At 71.0% G+C, this 18008-nt stretch carries 14 protein-coding genes and 2 pseudogenes; 13 read left to right on the forward strand and 3 right to left on the reverse strand.

All coding sequences use genetic code 11. The features are described 5' to 3' along the window. Positions 1 to 83 precede the first annotated feature (83 nt). The 5 genes and pseudogenes from JF597_RS29835 to JF597_RS55710 all read left to right on the forward strand — a co-directional run. Positions 84 to 1031, forward strand: a complete 948-nt coding sequence (locus JF597_RS29835) for an ABC transporter ATP-binding protein (RefSeq protein WP_294002417.1) — start codon at positions 84 to 86, stop codon at positions 1029 to 1031. Next, a complete protein-coding gene (locus JF597_RS29840) occupies positions 1028 to 2035 on the forward strand; it encodes an ABC transporter permease (protein ID WP_294002419.1) in 1008 nt (335 codons plus the stop codon). Before JF597_RS29835 ends, JF597_RS29840 begins: the two co-directional genes overlap by 4 nt. 215 nt (positions 2036 to 2250) lie before the next feature. Continuing rightward, positions 2251 to 3252: a prenyltransferase/squalene oxidase repeat-containing protein gene (locus JF597_RS29845; RefSeq protein ID WP_294002421.1), complete on the forward strand. Its 1002-nt coding sequence runs from the start codon at positions 2251 to 2253 to the stop codon at positions 3250 to 3252. Positions 3253 to 3445: 193 nt separating this feature from the next. Continuing rightward, a complete protein-coding gene (locus JF597_RS29850; RefSeq protein ID WP_294002422.1) occupies positions 3446 to 4462 on the forward strand; it encodes an NADPH:quinone reductase in 1017 nt (338 codons plus the stop codon). A gap of 286 nt (positions 4463 to 4748) precedes the next feature. Beyond that, a pseudogene (locus tag JF597_RS55710) lies at positions 4749 to 5094 on the forward strand (lipocalin-like domain-containing protein); the annotation flags it as partial. A 125-nt stretch (positions 5095 to 5219) separates the two neighbouring features. Here JF597_RS55710 and JF597_RS29855 read toward each other — a convergent pair. Next, the gene (locus JF597_RS29855; RefSeq protein ID WP_294002423.1) at positions 5220 to 6296 is read right to left on the reverse strand and encodes a helix-turn-helix domain-containing protein; all 1077 of its coding nucleotides are present in this window, start codon (positions 6294 to 6296) and stop codon (positions 5220 to 5222) included. 124 nt (positions 6297 to 6420) lie between these two features. On the opposite strand from JF597_RS29855, the gene JF597_RS29860 reads away from it, so the two are divergent. The 5 genes from JF597_RS29860 (at position 6421) to JF597_RS29880 (ending at position 12380) form a co-directional block, all read left to right on the forward strand. Then, on the forward strand, positions 6421 to 7359 hold the full coding sequence (locus JF597_RS29860) for an alpha/beta hydrolase (RefSeq protein ID WP_294002424.1): 939 nt from the start codon (positions 6421 to 6423) through the stop codon (positions 7357 to 7359). Positions 7360 to 7488: 129 nt separating this feature from the next. Then, positions 7489 to 8007 (forward strand): cupin domain-containing protein, encoded by a 519-nt coding sequence (locus JF597_RS29865; protein ID WP_294002425.1) that lies wholly within the window; start codon positions 7489 to 7491, stop codon positions 8005 to 8007. Between the two features lie 406 nt (positions 8008 to 8413). Then, positions 8414 to 10117, forward strand: coding sequence for an amidohydrolase (locus tag JF597_RS29870; RefSeq protein ID WP_294002426.1), 1704 nt, complete (start codon positions 8414 to 8416; stop codon positions 10115 to 10117). Positions 10118 to 10248: 131 nt separating this feature from the next. Beyond that, a complete protein-coding gene (locus JF597_RS29875; RefSeq protein ID WP_294002427.1) occupies positions 10249 to 11466 on the forward strand; it encodes an IS110 family transposase in 1218 nt (405 codons plus the stop codon). Positions 11467 to 11825: 359 nt separating this feature from the next. Continuing rightward, entirely contained in the window at positions 11826 to 12380 is a 555-nt protein-coding gene (locus JF597_RS29880) for a hypothetical protein (protein WP_294002428.1), read from the forward strand. A gap of 1 nt (position 12381) precedes the next feature. On the opposite strand, the gene JF597_RS29885 is transcribed toward JF597_RS29880, so the two are convergent. Continuing rightward, positions 12382 to 13296, reverse strand: coding sequence for a YceI family protein (locus JF597_RS29885; protein ID WP_294002429.1), 915 nt, complete (start codon positions 13294 to 13296; stop codon positions 12382 to 12384). 363 nt (positions 13297 to 13659) lie between these two features. After that, the gene (locus JF597_RS29890) at positions 13660 to 14223 is read right to left on the reverse strand and encodes a hypothetical protein (RefSeq protein WP_294002431.1); all 564 of its coding nucleotides are present in this window, start codon (positions 14221 to 14223) and stop codon (positions 13660 to 13662) included. A gap of 55 nt (positions 14224 to 14278) precedes the next feature. Between JF597_RS29890 and JF597_RS29895 the strand changes: the two genes are divergently transcribed. The 3 genes and pseudogenes from JF597_RS29895 to JF597_RS29905 all read left to right on the forward strand — a co-directional run. After that, positions 14279 to 15412 (forward strand): sensor histidine kinase, encoded by a 1134-nt coding sequence (locus JF597_RS29895; protein ID WP_294002432.1) that lies wholly within the window; start codon positions 14279 to 14281, stop codon positions 15410 to 15412. A 21-nt stretch (positions 15413 to 15433) separates the two neighbouring features. Beyond that, positions 15434 to 15766 (forward strand): annotated as a pseudogene (locus JF597_RS29900) (roadblock/LC7 domain-containing protein); the annotation flags it as partial. A gap of 296 nt (positions 15767 to 16062) precedes the next feature. Next, positions 16063 to 18008: S8 family serine peptidase (locus JF597_RS29905; protein ID WP_294002433.1), on the forward strand; the 1946-nt coding region annotated here is incomplete at its 3' end.

Genomic DNA, 18008 nt, shown 5'->3' on the forward strand with positions numbered 1-18008 from the left:
CCCGACCCTGTACACCGCAGCCCACGGCGGGTCGCGACCGCCGTCCCGCCTCTCCTCAGGAAGACCGAACAGGCCAGCACGTCATGACCGACTCCCTCACGACCCCTCGGGCCGCACCCGTTCCCGCGATCGAGACCGTCGGGCTGGGCCGACGCTACCGCCGCGGATGGGCACTGCGGGACACTTCCTTCCGCCTGCCCGCCGGCCGCGTCTGCGCCCTGGTCGGACCCAACGGCGCCGGCAAGACGACGCTGCTGTCCCTCGCCGCCGACCTGGTCACGCCGACCGCGGGGTCCATCACGCTCTCCGGCCACCGGCCGGGCAGCACCAGGGCCCGGCAGAGCACCGCGTTCCTCAGCCAGCAGAAGGCTCTCTACCCGCGGTTCCGCGTCCACGAGATCCTGCGCATGGGAGCGGAGCTGAACCCCACCTGGCACCAGGAGACGGCCGAGTCCGTCGTCGAGGCGGGCGGCATCCCGATGAACGCCCGGATCGGGACGCTGTCCGGCGGGCAGTCCACCCGGGTCGCCTTCGCCCTGGCCCTCGGCAAGCGCCCGCGGCTGATGCTCCTCGACGAGCCGATGGCCGACCTCGACCCGCTGGTACGGCATCAGATGACCGATCTGCTCCAGGCGGAGGCGCGACACAACGACGCGACGGTCGTCATGTCCTCACACCTCGTCTCCGAGCTGGAGAACGCCTGCGACTACCTCGTCCTGGTCAACCAGGGCACCGTCCGGCTGGCCGGCGAGGTGGACGTCCTGCTCGCGGCACACCGGCAACTCACCACCGGGTCGGCGGACCGCGACCGCCATCGGAAGGTGCTGGACGGTCAGGACGTGATCGCGACCTCCGGCGGCCTCGACGGGCTCACCTCGCTGGTCCGGATCCGTCACGCGCTCCCGGAAGGTGCCGGGCACCGGCTCCCCACCCTGGAGGAACTCGTCCTCGGCTATCTCAGAACGCCGGACGCCCCGTCACTGCTCAGCGCGAGCGCGCGAGTCGACGCAGGCGAGGGGGTGGCGGCATGAGCACCCTCACCTCTTCCACGCCGGGCGTCCGCCGTGGTCCGGGGCCGCGGCTGCGTGGGCTGACCTGGCTGATCTGGCGGCAGAACCGAACCGCCTTCTGGATCGCCCTGGCCGCCGCGGCGGCAGTCGCCGTCTACGCCGCCGTCCAACACCAGCACGTCGCGGCCGCCGTCAGCGCGCACCATCTCGACGCCTGCCACGGCCGTGAGACCTCCGCGGGGTGCCTCAGGAACCTCCTCGGCTTCGAGCGGGACCACCAGTTCCCGCTGCGGCGCCCGCTCCAGGCGATGCTGCTGCTGCCGTTCCTGTTCGGTCTGTTCCTCGGCGGGCCCCAGCTCGCGCAGGAACTGGAGTCGGGGACGTACCGTACCGTCGCCACCCAGTCCGTGACCCGCACCCGCTGGTTCGCCGCGAAGCTGGGTGTGCCGCTCGTCATGACCGTGTTCGTCAGCGGCGTGTTCTCCGCCGCCATGACCTGGTGGTGGCATCCGGTCGCCGGGGTCCTGGGCCCGCTGTTCCCCTGGCAGGGCTGGTATCCCTTCTACGGGGTGGGTCCCGTCGTCGTGGGCCTCTGCGTGCTGCTGTACCTCCTGGGGGCAACTCTGGGACTCGTGCTGCGCCGCACGGTCCTGGCCATGGGGGCGACGCTCGTGGTCGGCGCGGGTCTGTTCGCGCTGCTGGAGCAGGTCCGGCCGTACCTCTGGCCGGTGCGCACGGCTTCCGCGCAGCACACGTCCGAGCCCCCGGCCCCCGGCAGCGCGTGGATGCTCGCGGACGGCCCGCTGTCCAAGGACGGCCGGCGCGTCTCCGAGGTCACGGACTGCTACGCCCAGAGCGACTTCCGCCGGTGCCTGACCGGGCACGGCATCACCGGTCACTGGGCCGAGTATCATCCGGCCTCGGACTTCTGGCCCCTTCAGTGGACGGCGACCGGGGTGTGCCTCGCGCTCGGCGTGGCGCTCGTCGCCCTGTCCCTGTGGTGGATCCGCCGGCATCCTTCCTGATCACCGACCGGGCACCGCCTGGGGGCGGGGCGGGAGCCGGCGGGGTGCGCCTGGTCCGGGTGCCCGAACGATCGTGTTGATACTTGATTCATCAACGATGTAGCGTGTGTTGCGGTGATCACCGGGCTCGGGCACCACACACATCGCACCGGCGGAGCGCGGAGCGACCGGCACGTGCGGGCGGCGACGGCGCCGTCCGCACGTTCGAAGGCGGGTTGCGCCAGGGCAACCACCTGGCGCGCCTGCTCGCGCTGCGCAAGCACCCCGAGCACCGGCCGGCCGTCCGGCGTGCGCTGCGGGCCGTCGTCGCCGAACTGCGGCCGGACGGCGGCCTGCCGTACATCACCGGCCTGGACGTCTTCGCCACGGCGTTCGCCGGACTCGCGCTCGCCACCAGCGGCACCCCCGCCCCACTGATCGCCTCGATGGCCGACGCTCTCGCCGCACAGCAGAACTCGGACGGCGGCTTCGGATACACCGTGGGGGTACGGCAGAGCGACGTCGACGACACCTCCTACGCCATCGAGTTCCTGCGTACGGCCGCGCCGCGAACGCACACGGCGACGATCGAGCGCGCCGAGGCCTATCTCCTCGCCCGGCGCAATCCCGACGGCGGATTCCCCACCTTCGCCGCGGGCGCTCCCTCCGAGGTGGCCATGACGGCGGCGGCGGTGAACGCGCTGTCGGGCAATCCCGCCCACCGCGCGGTCGCGGAGCGGGGGGTCGCGTTCATCGTGAGCCAGGGTGGTCCCGCCGGCGTGCTGGAACGCGGCTGGAGCCGCAACCTCACCAACGCCGTCTTCCGCGCCACGCTGGCCTGCGCCTCCGTCCGTGACGACGCGCCCGCCGCACTGCGCAAGGCGGCGTCCGCGACGGCCCGCGGGATCATCGGCCACCTGGTGAGCACCCAGGGCCAGGACGGCGGCTGGGGGCACTGGCGGGGCGACCGCAGTGACCCGATCAGCACGGCCTACGCGGTCATCGCCCTCAGCCGTGCCCCGGAGCAGGCGGACTCGTTCGATCGCGCCCTTCGCTACCTGGTCGGCCGGCAGCGGCCCGACGGAGGTTATGTGAGCAGACCCGACCAGGTGGGCCCGCGCCCCTTCAGCTACGACGTGCCCGCGCTCGCCGACGTCTGTGTCCTGCTGGCCCTGGCCCACGCCGCACCCGCCACCGGCACGTCCCGAGCCGGCCGCGACAGAGCGACGATGGGGTAAACGTCACTTTTCACATCTATGGCCCTCTCGGCCAGTATGATGGGTGTCATCCAGATTTGGGTGGCAGCCGTCTCTTCGAGCGATCAAGGCGGCTTCGGCGCGGCGCTCGCCCCCATGGCGCGCCGGGACAGGCCAGGGTCGACGCATACGGTGTCCGGCCTGGTCGGGACATCGACGACAGAGGAGGCAGCAGATGAAGGCAATCGTGTACCGGAGCACCGGCGGCCCCGAAGTGATGGAACTCGTCGACCGTCCGACTCCCGAGCCCGGAGCGGGCGAGGTCCGCGTCAGGGTACGGATGTCGGGGGTCAACCCCACCGACTGGAAGGCGCGCCGGGGTTCCCGGGGGCACACCGACGGCGTCGAGCAGGTGCCCAACCAGGACGGCGCCGGCGTGGTCGACGCGGTGGGCGAGGGAGTCGACGCGGCCTGGGCCGGACGGCGGGTCTGGATCTGGGAGGCCGCCTGGCAGCGCGCCGACGGCACCGCCCAGGAGTACGTGGTCCTGCCGCTGCGGCAGGTGGTACCGCTCCCCGACCACGCCTCCTTCGAGCTCGGCGCCAGCCTCGGCATCCCGGCGCTGACCGCTCATCGCTGCCTCACCATCGCCGAAGGCGGCCCGGAGCAGCTGCGCCCCGGCGCACTCGCCGGCCGTACGGTGCTGGTGGCCGGCGGCGCCGGAGCGGTGGGCAACGCGGCCATCCAGCTGGCCCGCTGGGCCGGAGCGACCGTGATCACCACCGTCAGCAGCGCCGAGAAGGAGGCTCTCGCCCGCACCGCCGGCGCCCAGCACGTGGTGAACTACCGCGCGGGTGACACCGCGGCGGCCATCCGTGCGGTGGCCCCGGACGGAGTCGACGTGATCGTAGAGGTCGCCCCGGGCCCCAACGCCGAACTGGACGTGGCCGTGCTCGCTCCCAACGGCACGCTGGCCGTGTACGCCAACGACGGTGGTGACACCCTGACGCTTCCCGTACTGCCGCTGATGTTCGGCAACGTGCGCTGGCAGGCCGTGATGATCTACACCGTCCCGACGGCGGCCAAGGACCACGCGGTGGCGGGCGTCTCCGCCGCGGTCGCGGACGGCGCACTGCAGGTCGGCGAGGAGGCGGGGCTGCCGCTGCACCGCTTTCCGGTGGAGCGCGTCGCCGACGCCCACGCGGCCGTGGAACAGGGCGCCGTCGGCAAGGTCCTCATCGAGCTGACCTGACCGCACCGGACCCGGGAGCACACCGGGACGCGAGCCGCGGACGGTCCGCGTCCCGCGTGCAGGTGACGACCCCCGGTCCGGTGGCCCGTCCCGGCCGCCCCACACGCGGCCGAAGCTCGACAGGTCTCCCCCGGCACACGTATGCACGCCACAAGAGCCGACCAGTTGAGACAACCGCACGTTCGCGAGCCTGACTTCAACACAGTCGCGTGACGTCCGTGAGCGGGGCGCGAGCCCGTGCTCGACGAACGTGACGGTGGTGCGGACGGTGTAGTCCCGGCTGGTCATGGGGTGTTGTCCGGAGAAGGAACGGCCGACGACCAAGGCCCCCTGCAGCCTCATCGGAACCTGGCTTCTGGTCTCCTGCCAGGCCACCGCCGTGGACGACGGCGAGGTGGTGCGACCGTACGGTGAACACCCCTTGAGCCTGATCATGTACACCGCCGACGGGTACATGTCCGATCACGACCCCGGACCGGCCGCTGTTTGACGAGGAGCGACAGGAGTACGGACGGCCGGAGGAACTGGCCGAGGCGGCACGCCACTACCTGGCGTACACCGGCACGTTCCGGGTGCCGGACGGCGACACCGTTGTGCACGAGGCCGCCCTGTGCCTGTACCCGTACTGGATGAGCAACGGCCAGACGGCGGGCGACGCGGACCGCGCCACGTCACCGAGCGGTCGGCCAGAGCCCGGCCAGACGCCACCGTCGGAACCGGTTCGACGTCCCCACCGCCGGATGCGGCCGGTGGGCCGTCACTCGGCGGTGTCGCGCAGCTGCCTCAGCAGGATCGCGAGTTCGAGTCGCTGCCGTCCGGCCGGAGGGCCGAACGAGAAGCCGAGCCGGGCCTCGGCCTGGGCGAGCCGGGCCGTCACGGTGCTGTGGTGCCGGTAGACCTGGGCGGCCGCCTTGCGGGCCGAGCCGGTCGCGCAGAAGGCGGCGAGTACGGTCAGGGTGTCCGCGCCGTGAGGGTCGGTGGCGAGTGCGTCCAGCACGCTCACGTCGGCGACCTTCGCGATGTCCTCCGCGCGCAGCCGTGCCGCGATGGCCGCCAGCGCGCCGAGTTGTCCGGCCTGGACCACGGCCGGACGCGGACCTTCCCGGGTCGCGAACCGCAGCGCCGTACGGGCCTGCCGCCAGGACTCAGGCGCGTCGATCGCGGGCAGCGCGTCCCCCACGCCGATCCGCACCCCCTCCCCCGCCGCTTCCCGCATATCTGCGGGCAACGAGCGGGTGAGCACCACGTGCACAGGCCCGATCGACGCGCTGCGCACACCCGGATCAGCGGCGGCCAGGGCGCGCAGGAGGTGTCTGAGGTCCCCGGGCGCGGCGGCCACGGCCAGGACGTGCACCCCGGCCGACGGGTCGAACCGCAGCAGGCGCACCGCCCGGGCCCGCTCGGCCTCTCCGGCACTGGCCGACAGCGCCAGCTCCACCAGGGCCTCGTCGCCCGGTTCGGGCAGCGGACCCCGCGTGCGGTCCAGTAGGAGCGCTGCGGCGAACGCGAACCGCTCCAGCAGGATGGTGTCCAGCGCGAACGGTTCGCCGACGCGTTCCAGCCACACCCGGCTGCTCGGGGAGATCTCCCGCACGGCGGGTCCGACCGGCTCAGGGGTGTGGGCGATGACCTGCCCCGCGGCATCGGAGCGCAGGCATACCCCCAGTTCGCAGTCCGCGACGCCGACCGCGCACTCGGCGAGGCGGGCCGTCTCGCGTACGAGAGTGCGCAGCGTGGCCCGGGTGGAGATCAGGGTGTCGAAGAACGCGATCACCCGCACGGCGTTCTCCGCATCGGCGTCGAGAGCTGACAGACGCAGGAGCAGGCCATTCACACGGCGAAGCCTACGGCATCCGCCAACCGGCGGATGCCGACGCCGGATGACCGCCGGATGACGGCTGGTCTGCCACCCGGCGATTCACAGAGACTGGGGGTGCACCCCCCAGGAGGAACAGACAATGCCGTACTTGTTCGACCCAGAGCTTGCTCCGTGGGTGCCACTGCTCGCCGACGTGGACTACGCGAACGTGGCGAAGATGCGGGCACAGGCTGAGCTCATGGAGCCCGCGCCCTTCGACCCGCCGGTCCCGGTCGACGTCCGGGACATCACGGTGCCGGGCTTCCAGGGCGCCCCGGAGGTCGGCGTGCGCATCTACACGCCCGCGAACCGCACCGGGAAGCTGCCCGGTCTGCTGTACATGCACGGGGGCGCCTTCGTCATCGGGCTCGCGGACTTCTTCCACACCGAGACGGTCCGCATCGCCGCCGAAGTGGGCGCGGTGGTGGTGTCGGTGGACTACCGCACCGCCCCGGAGCACCCCTTCCCGGCGCCTCTGGAGGACTGCTACGCCGCCCTGTGCTGGTTCGCGGAGCACGCCGACGAACTGGGCGTGGACCCCGACCGGATCGGTGTGGGCGGAGAGAGCGCGGGCGGCGGCCTGGCCGCGGCCGTCGCGCTGTTCGCTCGGGACCACGACGGGCCCGCTCTGAAGATGCAGTACCTCGGTGTCCCGGTGCTGGACGACCGGCTGGCCACGGCCTCCATGCACGCCCTCACCGACATCCCCGGCTGGAACCGCCGCAACGCGGAACTGTCTTGGGACTACTACCTCGGTGGCAGGGGGCTGCGCGGCGGCGACGACGTCAGCCCGTACGCAGCACCGGCCCGTGCCGAGGACCTGGCCGGCCTGCCGCCCGCGTACATCACGGCCTCCGAGTTCGACCCGCTGCGCGACGAGGACCTGGGCTACGCCCAGCGGCTGATCATCGCGGGCGTGCCGACCGAACTGCACCACTTCCCCGGCACTTTCCACGGCGCGGCCCAGCTGGTGCCGCAGGCAGCCGTGAGCCAGCGCATGATCGCCGAGGGGCTCGACGCGCTCCGTCGCGGCCTGTAGGCCGGGCAGACCGACGTCCCGGTGTGAGTGACGCGTACCCGGCCGCCTCTGTCGGGACGCGTCCTCTGGTGCACAAAGCACAAGCAGGCACCTTTACCCATTCCAGTAACACAAATAGGTGGGACTCTCATGACTTTTTCCCTGGACACCCTGCCGGCGGACGATCCGCTGTGGAAGAAGAGCGGCGCGCTCTACGTGCCGTCGGGCAAGGGCCCCACGGTGTGGGCGGTCGGTGACGTCTACACGATCAAGGCGACGGGCGCGCAGACCAACGGCGGCTTCGGCTTCATCGAGGGAACGATTCCGGCCGGCGGCGGACCTCTCGCCCACGCACATCCCGATCGCGAGGAGACCTTCTACATCCTCGACGGGGAACTGGAGTTCCTCGACGGGGAGGAGACGTTCACGGCGGTCGCGGGGGACTTCATCCACGTTCCCCGGGGCGTCCGGCACCGGTTCACGAACAAGGCGAACCATGCCGCACGCATGATCTTCATGTTCACTCCGGCGGGCCCCGAGCAGATCATCGCCGACTACGCAGCTCCGGCCCGGCCGGGCGAGCTGCCGCCGGCGATCATCGACGACGACCAGATGGCGCGCTACCAGACCATGAACGAGCTCGCGGGCACCATCATGCTCCCCGAGTAGTCCTGACTCGTCGTCACACCGGCCCGGAGTGGGGGAATTCGGAACGCCGAACGAAGCCGTGACGGGGGGCTCCCGGGTTTCCGGGAGCCCCCCGTCACGTGCTGTCCATGCGGTCGTCCGCGGGGCGGTCCGGCGCGTACACGCCCCCTGCCGCCTCGACCGAGCGCGACTCCCGATGATCTCCTTGCTCGACACAAGCTGATCTGTCAGGACGTCCCGTTGCGTCATTCACCAGGGCTTGGCCTGCGACTCAGGACTCAAACGCAACGGTGTTGAGCCTGAGTCAGACTCCTGATCATCAAGTGTGCGCGGCCGTGGGCCCCGGTACGTCCTGGTCTCCCGCACCACGGAGGCAAGCGCCGGTGGGCATCGGTGCGACTCCCCTCACGCGAGGAACGACACGCACGTGAACGACCTGCACCCGGGCCGCCGACGCCTGCTCAAGATGTTCGGGCTCAGCGCCACCGCCACCACGGCCGCCATACTCCAGGCCGACCCGGTACTGGCGGCGACCCTGGGACACGACGAGAAGACCGGGGTCTCCCCCGCCTCGTACAAGCCCCCCACCGGTCTCGCCGGGAACACCGACGCGAAGCGGACGGCACTCGACTGGATCGACGCCAACCAAGGGGCGATCACCAAGTTGAGCGACGAGGTGTGGAAGCACGCCGAACTGTCGCTGCGCGAATGGAAGTCCTCACTCGTCACCGCACGTCTGCTGGAGGACAACGGCTTCACCATCGAGTGGGGCTCCGCCGGCTTCCCGACCGCCTTCGTGGCCACCTACGGCAGCTCCGGGCCCGTCCTGGGCTTCAACGCGGAGTACGACGCGCTGCCCGGCCTGTCCCAGAAGCGCGGGGTCGCCACCCACGACCCGCTGGTCTACAACTACGACGCCTACGGTCCCACCTACGGTGCCGGGCACGGCGACGCCCACAACACCCTGGGCGCCGGCGGCACGGCCGCTGCCATCGCCGTGGCCCATGCGATCCGTACCCAGGGCCTGAAGGCCACGGTCAAACTCTTCGGCAGCGCCGGCGAGGAGCAGCTGGTCGGCAAGGCGTACGCGGTCAAGGCCGGTGTGTACGACGGTCTCGACGCCTTCCTCGACTGGCACCCCTTCAACATCACCGTGCCGTTCTGGAACACCACCAGCGCGCTGATATCGGCCACCTTCACCTTCCTCGGTGCCTCCGGACACGGCGGCACACCGCTCGGCAACAAGAGCGGCCTGGACGGCGCCCTGCTGATGGCGACGATGTCGGAGTACCTGCGGGAGAAGAACGTCGCGCCCTCGGGCCGCTTCCACTACGCGATCATCAACGGGGGCGGCGCTCCCAACGTGACGCCCGACATGTGCTCCATCTGGTTCTTCGTCCGCGAGGGAAGCCCCGACCGCGCCCGGGTCCTGTACGACAAGATCGTCGACTGCGCGAAGGCCGCGGCCCAGGCGAGCCAGACCCGCCTGGTGCACAAGTTCCACTCCGCCACGTGGAACCTGCTGGCGAACAAGGCCGGGGCGGAACTCCTCAACGACAACATGCGGCAGATCGGCGCGCCGCGGTTCACCGGCGCGGACCACACGCTGGCCAGGGCCGTGCAGAGGTCCCTCGGCCGCCCGGAGGTCGGCATGCCCACCGAGCTGACCCCACTCACACCACCGGCGGCGGCGTACACCGGCGGCCTGGCCACCGACACCGCCGACATCAGCTGGCAGGCGCCCACCGCCGTTCTGCTGGCGGCGGCCTACCCGCCGGGCATCCCGAACCACAACTGGGGCGTCACCGCGACGGCCGCCACCGGCATCGGCCATCAGGCGCTGCTCTCCGCCGCACGCTACCTCGCGGCCGCCGCCGTCGACCTCATCGAGCAGCCCGACCGACTGGCCGCCATGCGGCAGGAGTTCACGGAAAGGACCTCGGGCATCCAGTGGGCCTCGATGGTCCCCGACGGCACCCAGCCGCCGCTGTACGAACCCCCCCGTTATGTTTTCCGCGGTCCTGCAAGAGGGCCGCTGGCCTCCGGGCCCGGCATGACTGTGTCCCCCTGTCGAACGGATGACCTGGGGGGTGGTGTCACCGGGCCCGGGAGGTGCCGTCGGAGACGCTGATGAGAGGTCCGGCCACCGCCCGGTCCGGCGCAACGCCGGACAGCTCGCGGGCGGCAGGTCTGCATAACGTGGATGCGCGCGTACGACACCGCTGCCGAGGCCGGCACGTTCAACTTTCCTGGAAGGGCGCGATGTTCGACACCGAAGACGTGGGCGTGTTCCTCGGCCTGGACGTCGGCAAGAGCTCTCATCACGGGCACGGGCTGACTCCGGCCGGGAAGAAGGTCTTCGACAAGCAGCTGCCCAACAGCGAGCCGAAACTGCGGGCCGTCCTCGACAAACTGGCCGCGAAGTTCGGCACCGTCCTGGTGATCGTGGACCAGCCCGCCTCCATCGGAGCCCTCCCGCTCACGGTCGCCCGGGACGCGGGCTGCAAGGTCGCCTACCTGCCCGGACTCGCGATGCGGCGGATCGCCGACCTGTATCCGGGCGAGGCCAAGACCGATGCGAAGGACGCTGCGGTCATCGCGGATGCGGCCCGGACCATGCCGCACACCTTGCGCTCGCTGGAGCTCACCGACGAGATCACCGCCGAACTCACGGTCCTCGTCGGCTTCGACCAGGACCTCGCGGCCGAGGCCACCCGCACCTCCAACCGCATACGCGGCCTGCTCACCCAGTTCCACCCGTCGCTGGAGCGCGTCCTGGGCCCCCGCCTCGACCACCAGGCCGTCACCTGGCTGCTGGAGCGCTACGGCTCGCCGGCCGCACTGCGCAAAGCCGGCCGCCGCAGGCTCGTCGAGCTCATCCGGCCCAAGGCCCCGCGCATGGCCCAGCGGCTGGTCGACGACATCTTCGAGGCGTTGGACGAGCAGACCGTCGTGGTCCCGGGGACCGGCACCCTCGACATCGTCGTGCCCTCCCTGGCCCGCTCTCTCGCCGCTGTCCACGAACAGCGCCGGGCCCTGGAAGCCCAGATCAACGCCCTGCTGGAGGCCCACCCTCTTTCCCCGGTCCTGACGTCGATGCCCGGCGTCGGCGTCAGGACCGCCGCCGTCCTGCTGGTCACCGTCGGCGACGGCACCAGCTTCCCGAGCGCCGCCCACCTGGCCTCCTACGCCGGACTCGCCCCGACCACGAAGTCGTCGGGGACCTCGATCCACGGCGAACACGCGCCGCGAGGCGGCAACCGCCAGCTCAAACGCGCCATGTTCCTCTCCGCCTTCGCCTGCATGAACGCCGATCCCGCCTCCCGCACCTACTACGACAAGCAACGCGCCCGCGGCAAAACCCACACCCAGGCCCTCCTCCGCCTCGCCCGCCAACGCATCAGCGTCCTGTTCGCCATGCTCCGAGACGGCACCTTCTACGAATCCCGCACCCCCGCGGACGTCGAGCTCGCCGCATAACCCCAGCAAGCCCGAATCACCCCAAACCCGACAGGAGTGCCTTGACGAAGGACATAGAGGCACCCCCCCGCGGACTTCCTGCGCGAGACCGGCCAGAGCTGGCCGCCCCCGGGTGTGACGTGGCCCGTACCGCAGGTCCTGGCGGCCGAGCAGCTCGGCACCACCGGCCCTGACCTTCCGCCCGTCACCTGATCCCGCCGACCGCCACCGAGCACAGAGAGCAACCTCGCAAGTACCCACGGCGAAACCTCTCCGAGGTGTCACCCGCTGGAGCTGCACCCGCAGACCTAGGGTGACAAACTGCTGCAAAACGGGCTGCTTCGCGGCTCGGTGCGGTCCTGGGAAAGGAACGGCGAGACATGTCCAACGACCAGGTGATCTCCGACCTCCAGCTGTCGGCGTCCGTGGAATCGGCCGTCATCAACGCCCCGCTCGACACCATCGACATCCCGGACTGGCTGCTGCACCTGCCCGACGCGGAATACCAGCGCTGCGCGCCGCCGGACCACAAGGCGTGCGGTGCCACCACCACGGACGACGGGCGCCCCATGTCGATCAACGTCGAGGAGATCGCCGGCGGCCTCATCATCCAGCACTACGTGGCCGAGGTGCAGGAGCCGCATCACTGCCGCATGGTCTCCCTGTCGGACGTGCAGACCCCGGGAGGGTGGAGCAAGGTACAGGTGGTCTGGGACCTGAGCGTGGTGGAGCAGCCCGACGGCACCTGCCTCTACACCAACGACATCGGCAGCCGGCCCACCCAGGGGTTCCTGGACATGCTCGCCGAACAGGGCCTGGACTTCGCGGAAGTGGCCGCCAAACGACAGGTCGGGGTCGTCGCGCACAACCAGCTCGAAACGCCGCTGTACGCCGCCAGTATGGAGCGCAAGGCGCTGGCCGCACGCTCCGCCTGACCTACTCCGGCGGCGTGGGGGTGTCGTGGGTGCGGTACATCGCCTGGACGTCCAGCTCCAGTTGGACCGTCGGGCCCACCACCGCGATGCCCCGGGCCAGCATGGACCGCCAGTTGAGGGTGAAGTCGTCGCGGTGCAGCTCCGCGGTCGCCTGGGCCGCACAGCGGAGTTCCTCGCCGTAGCCGCCGTTGACCACGCCCAGGTACGTGGTGTCCAGAGCGACGGAGCGGCTCACACCGTGCATCGTCAGGGCACCCTGCACGGACCACTTGGTGCCGCCGCGGTAGACGAAGCGCGTGCTCGCGAACTCGATGTGCGGGAAGTTCTCGACGTCGAGGAAGTCGGCGGAGCGCAGATGGTTGTCGCGGGTGGTGTTGCCGGTGTTGATGCTGGCGGCATCGATACGGAGGCGGACGCGCGACTGCGACATGTCCTGAGCGATCTCGATGCCGCCCTGGAAACGGTCGAACCTGCCGTGGACGTGGGCCATGCCGACGTGCTGGGCGATGAACCGGATCGCCGTGTGCGGCGGGTCGAAGAGCCAGGTACCCGGGTCCGGCAGCATCTGGTGTTCGGACGGCTCCAGCCAGATCCTCTCGGCGGGCGCCGCCGTTCCGGCGATGATGTCGATCATCTCGTGGTGCGGCTTCAACCCGTCCGCCACCGCCAGCAGTCCGTAGCGACCTGGAGGCAGTGCCGCGAGGAAGAGACCGTACGGGTCGGTCGAGCCCCGGGCGGTGACACGGTTCGTGTCCTGGGCGGTGATGACGATGTCCGTGAACGGCATCGGGGCGCCGGTCGGGTCGACGATCTCGCGGACCAGCGCGCCCGCCTGCGGAGGCAGCGGATGGGAGAGGCCCGCCGCCTGGTCCGCGGCGCCCTGGGACCACCAGCGCCGGAACTGTGCGAGGACCATGTCGTTCACCTTTCTTCGCGCACGCGCCACCCCGGCGAGCAGCATTCCGCGCTGTACCGGACGTCGGCGGCCGCATGCCGACCGAGTTCCGAGATACGTGTGCCAGACCGCGTGTTCACGGGGCGGCGTCGCAGGTCATTGTATCCGCGCGTGGATCATGGACATGTGGGCGGGGCCCCACGGTACGCGTGTGGGGTGCCCCCGCTGGACAGACCGGCGGGGCACCCCCATGTATCGGGAACCAGCGGGCTACGGCATCAGTCCGCCGACAGGGTGAAATCGACCGTCGCCGTCCTGCCGGACCGTGCCGAGACCGCCTTGCTGCGCTTGGCGTATCCCTCGTCGGTGACCGTCATCGTCGGCCTACCCGCCTCCGACCACACCCGGTACACCCCGTGCCGGTCGGTGGTCACCGTGACGGGGGCTTTCGCCCCGCCCCGACGGGGACACCGTCGCTCCGGCGAGCGTCCTGCCCGTCGCCGCGTCGGTGACCGTCCCGGTGATCTCCGCCCACGAGGCGGGGGCGCTCGCCTTCAGGCCGACCCGGACCGGCTGTGGCACGTACGGCGTGTCGGTGATCATGTTCGGGTCGGCGGCGTAGGCACCCGGAGCCGTGAGGACCCTGGCGTCGGCCGTGACCGTGATCTGCTTCGACTGACCGGGGGCCAGCTCCAGCGTCGTCCGGTTCTCCGACAGCCAGTTCACGTCCTCACCGGTGCAGCCTCCGAGGCCGGGGAGGACGGCACCCTGGAGGTGCGGGTAGTCCGTGCCGCCGCGCTGGTCCACCTTCCGGAAGCAGCCGTTGTCCGTCGTGCAGGCCGGCAGGCCGAACTGCGTGCGCAACCTTGCGAGGTCGGCCTCGGCGGACGCGTATCCGAAGGCGTCCACCGCCACACGTATGCGGCGGTACGCGGAAGGACTGATCATCCTCTCCGGTTCGCCTCACGGGCGTTTCTGGCGCCACCCGGTGCCGGTGGTCGACGTGATCCGAGGGGCTGTCGCGGAAACGGAGTTCCTCGCCCGCGTCGTCATCCTCCCGGCACCGGCGGTCGGCGTGCTCGGCCGTGCGGCCGCGGACGTCATCCACCTGGTCGCCGAACTCATCGAGAACGCGGAGGCGTTCTCGCCGTCAGACAGTGAGGTCCGGGTCAGCGCGAGCAGCGCGGCAGGCGGCCTGATCATCGAGATCGACGACCGGGGCCTGGGCATGCCGGCGACGGAGATCGACGAGGCGAACGAGCGCATCGCCTCCCCCGTGGACGTCACCGCGCTGGACAGCACCCGCCTCGGGCTGGTGACCGTCGGCCGTCTCGCCCGGCGCCACGACATCCGTGTCACCCTGCGGCCCTCGCCGTACGGCGGCATGAGCGCCGTCGTGCTGATCCCCGACCAACTGCTGGAGTGGACCGCGTCGGACGCGGGGGACGACGAGCCCGCTCCTGCCGACGGCGGTGCGTCACGAGCGTGGCTACGGGCCGCCCGCCGAGGCCTCGGGAAGCTGGTGGAGCACGACTTCGGCGCGGTCGCCGCGGCACCCACGGGCCCTGCGTACGGGGGTGCCCCGGACGACGGGTGGCAAGAACCGGCAGCAGCCTTCCCGGCGCACACGTACGAGGATGTCCCGATCACGCGGCAGAGCGACATGTCTTCCGTGCCGCACTTCCACCAGCCGCTGCCGCCCGCCGAGCCGGAGACCATCGACGGTGTGCCCCGCCGGGTGCCGCAACAGAGCCTGGCACGCGAGCTGCAGCGCGAGTCCGAGGAGGGACAGTCCGGCCGGGTGCTGGACTGGGGTGGCTCCGCCGGAGAGGCCGCACCGTCGCGGGTCCGGCCGTCGTGGGCGTACGAGGACAACGCACCCGGTCAAGGACACCAGGTCCTACGAGACCCCGGCACCCCCGCAGGAGTCTCCCGGCATCCCCGATCGCCGGCCGCGGGACGTCGGCGCCTTCGCGTCGCCCGCGCAGCAGAACACCGGCGATGTCAGCCGGCCGGACTACGTCCGCTCGATGATGTCCTCGCTCCAGGCGGCAGCCGCTCGCGCTCGCGTCGGCGACGGACAGAATCACCGCTACTCCCCCGTGGACGGCCTCGCTTCCCCACCTCGGCATGCTGAAGTAGAAAGCCACGATGGCAGATGACGATGTCGCATGTCTCTGAGCCCACGCAGATGAACTGGCTGCTGAACGACATGGTCCGCAATGTGCCCGACATCGGTCACGCGGTCCTCCTGTCGACGGACGGCCTGCTGCTGGGTACGTCGGACCGGCTGAGCCGCGACCAGGCCGAGCGGCTGTGCGCCGTCGCCTCGGGCTTCCACAGCCTCGCCAAGGGGACCGGGCGTCACTTCGGCGGCGGTGCGGTGCGCCAGACGATGGTCGAGATGGAATCCGGCTTCCTCTTCGTCTGCACCGCGGGCGAGAACGCCTGCCTGGCGGCGCTGACTCCGGAGACGTCCGACATCGGCGTGGCGCCGCGCTGAGTCTCGGGCCCGAAGTGCCCGTCCTGTTGTGCGACGCGCGCCACCGTGAGTCCGTACAGGAGGTCCTCGTGCACACCGCCGAACACGTCCTGGCCGTGGAGATGCGACGGGAAGGTATCACGGGCTGACGGAACCCGGACGCAACTCCGTTTCCGTGAAACGTGGTTGCTGGTTTGAAGCAAGGTATTCACTGGTAGACATCGCTCGCTTGTTGTCGCCACCCCCACTCGCCCCATGAGACCCATGAATCGGCCGAGTCGAGGGTGGCCTGGCGAGAGGAACCCGTGAAGTCCGCATCCAAGAGACCGGTGTTCACCGCACTGGTGGGCCTCGGCATACTGCTGGCGGCCGGCACGCCGGCGACATCCCTGACCCTCACAGGCGCCACCACGTCCGCCCCGACGGCATCTTCCCGAGCACCCCTCGGATCCGCCCTCGGCACCGATGACACCCGGCCCGCCGCCGCCGAACAGCGGTGGATCCCGCTGATCACGGGCGACCGCGTCCTGACCGACGGCAAGGGCGACGTGCTCTCCCTGCGCCCCGCCAAGGGCCGGGAAAACATACCGGTTCAAGTGGAGACCATCGGCGGACACACCTACGCCATCCCGGACGATGCCCGAGTCCTGGTCGAATCCGGCCGTCTCGACCGACGCCTGTTCGACATGACGACGCAGAGCGCGCCCGCCTACGCCCAGCGCACGGACCTGCGACTCATCGTCATGTACGACACGGGCCGCCCGGCGGCCAGGACGGCACTGCGCGCCACCGCGGGGGCGACCGTGCGGCACACGTTGAGCAGCATCGACGCCGACGCCATCAGCGCCCCCGCGAACGGCACTTCGCAGCTGTGGACCGCCCTCACCACGGGCTCCGCCCAGGCCACGACCCGCACCGCCGCCCCCGGTATCGCCTCGGTGTGGCTCGACGCCGTCGTCCAGGCCTCGCTCGACAAGAGCGTGCCGCAGATCGGCGGGCCCGAGGCATGGGCGGCCGGCTACGACGGCACCGGTACCCGTATCGCCGTCCTGGACAGCGGCATCGACACCACCCACCCCGACCTGGCCGGGAAGGTCGTCGCCGAGCACAACTTCTCCGAGTCGCCGACCACGGACGACCTGTTCGGCCACGGCACGCACGTCGCGTCCATTGCTGCGGGCACCGGCGCCAAGTCCGGGGGGACGTACAAGGGTGTGGCACCCGGCGCCGGCCTGCTGGACGGCAAGGTGCTCAACGACACCGGCCAGGGCGCCATGTCCGGGATCATCGCCGGCATGGAGTGGGCCGCGGCCGAGAAGGCGGACGTCGCCAACCTCAGCCTGGGTGCCTACGACTCCCCGGAGCTCGACCCGATGGAGGAGGCGGTCGACAAGCTGTCGGCCGAGAGCGGAACCCTCTTCGTGGTGGCGGCTGGCAACGACGGCGAGCAGGGAGCCGGCACCATCAGCACCCCGGGCAGCGCCGACGCGGCGCTGACGGTCGGCGCGGTCGACAAGCAGGACGTGCTGGCCCCGTTCTCCAGCACCGGCCCGCGCGCCGGCGACGACGACGCGATCAAGCCCGACCTCACGGCACCCGGCGTGGACATCGGGGCCGCGGCCGCACACGACAGCTACATGGCCTCCGTCGCCCCCTCGGTCGCGGACGGCTACATCTCCCTCAGCGGCACCTCCATGGCGACCCCGCACGTCGCGGGTGCCGCCGCCCTTCTCGCCGAGCAGCACCCCGACTGGACCGGCGACGACATCAAGCAGGCGCTCGTGGCGTCGACCACGCCCGGCGCGTACACGGCGTACCAGCAGGGCTCGGGCCGGGTCGACCTGCGCAAGGCGATCAAGCAGACGGTGTTCACCCGGGAGACCTCGCTCGCCTTCGGTCTCGCCCAGTGGCCGCACACCGATGACCAGCCGCTCACGAAGACCCTCACCTACCGCAACGTGGGTGACACCGCGGTCACCCTGAAGCTGGCCGTGGACGGCACCGCACCCGACGGAAGCCCCGCCCCCGGCGGGATGTTCACCGCCGACGGCCACCTCACCGTCCCCGCGCACGGCGAGGCCACCGCGCGGATCGTCGCCGACACCCGGCTCGGGGGCGACACCGCCGGCCGCTTCACCGGCCGGGTGACCGCCACGGGCGACGGGCAGACCGTCGCCACCGCGCTGGCCGTGGAACGCGAGTCGGAGATGTACACCGTCACGGTGAAGCCCTTGAGCCGTGCGGGCAAGCC

Origin of the sequence: Streptomyces sp., assembly GCF_019510245.1 — a bacterium.
Classification (GTDB): Bacteria; Actinomycetota; Actinomycetes; order Streptomycetales; family Streptomycetaceae; genus Streptomyces.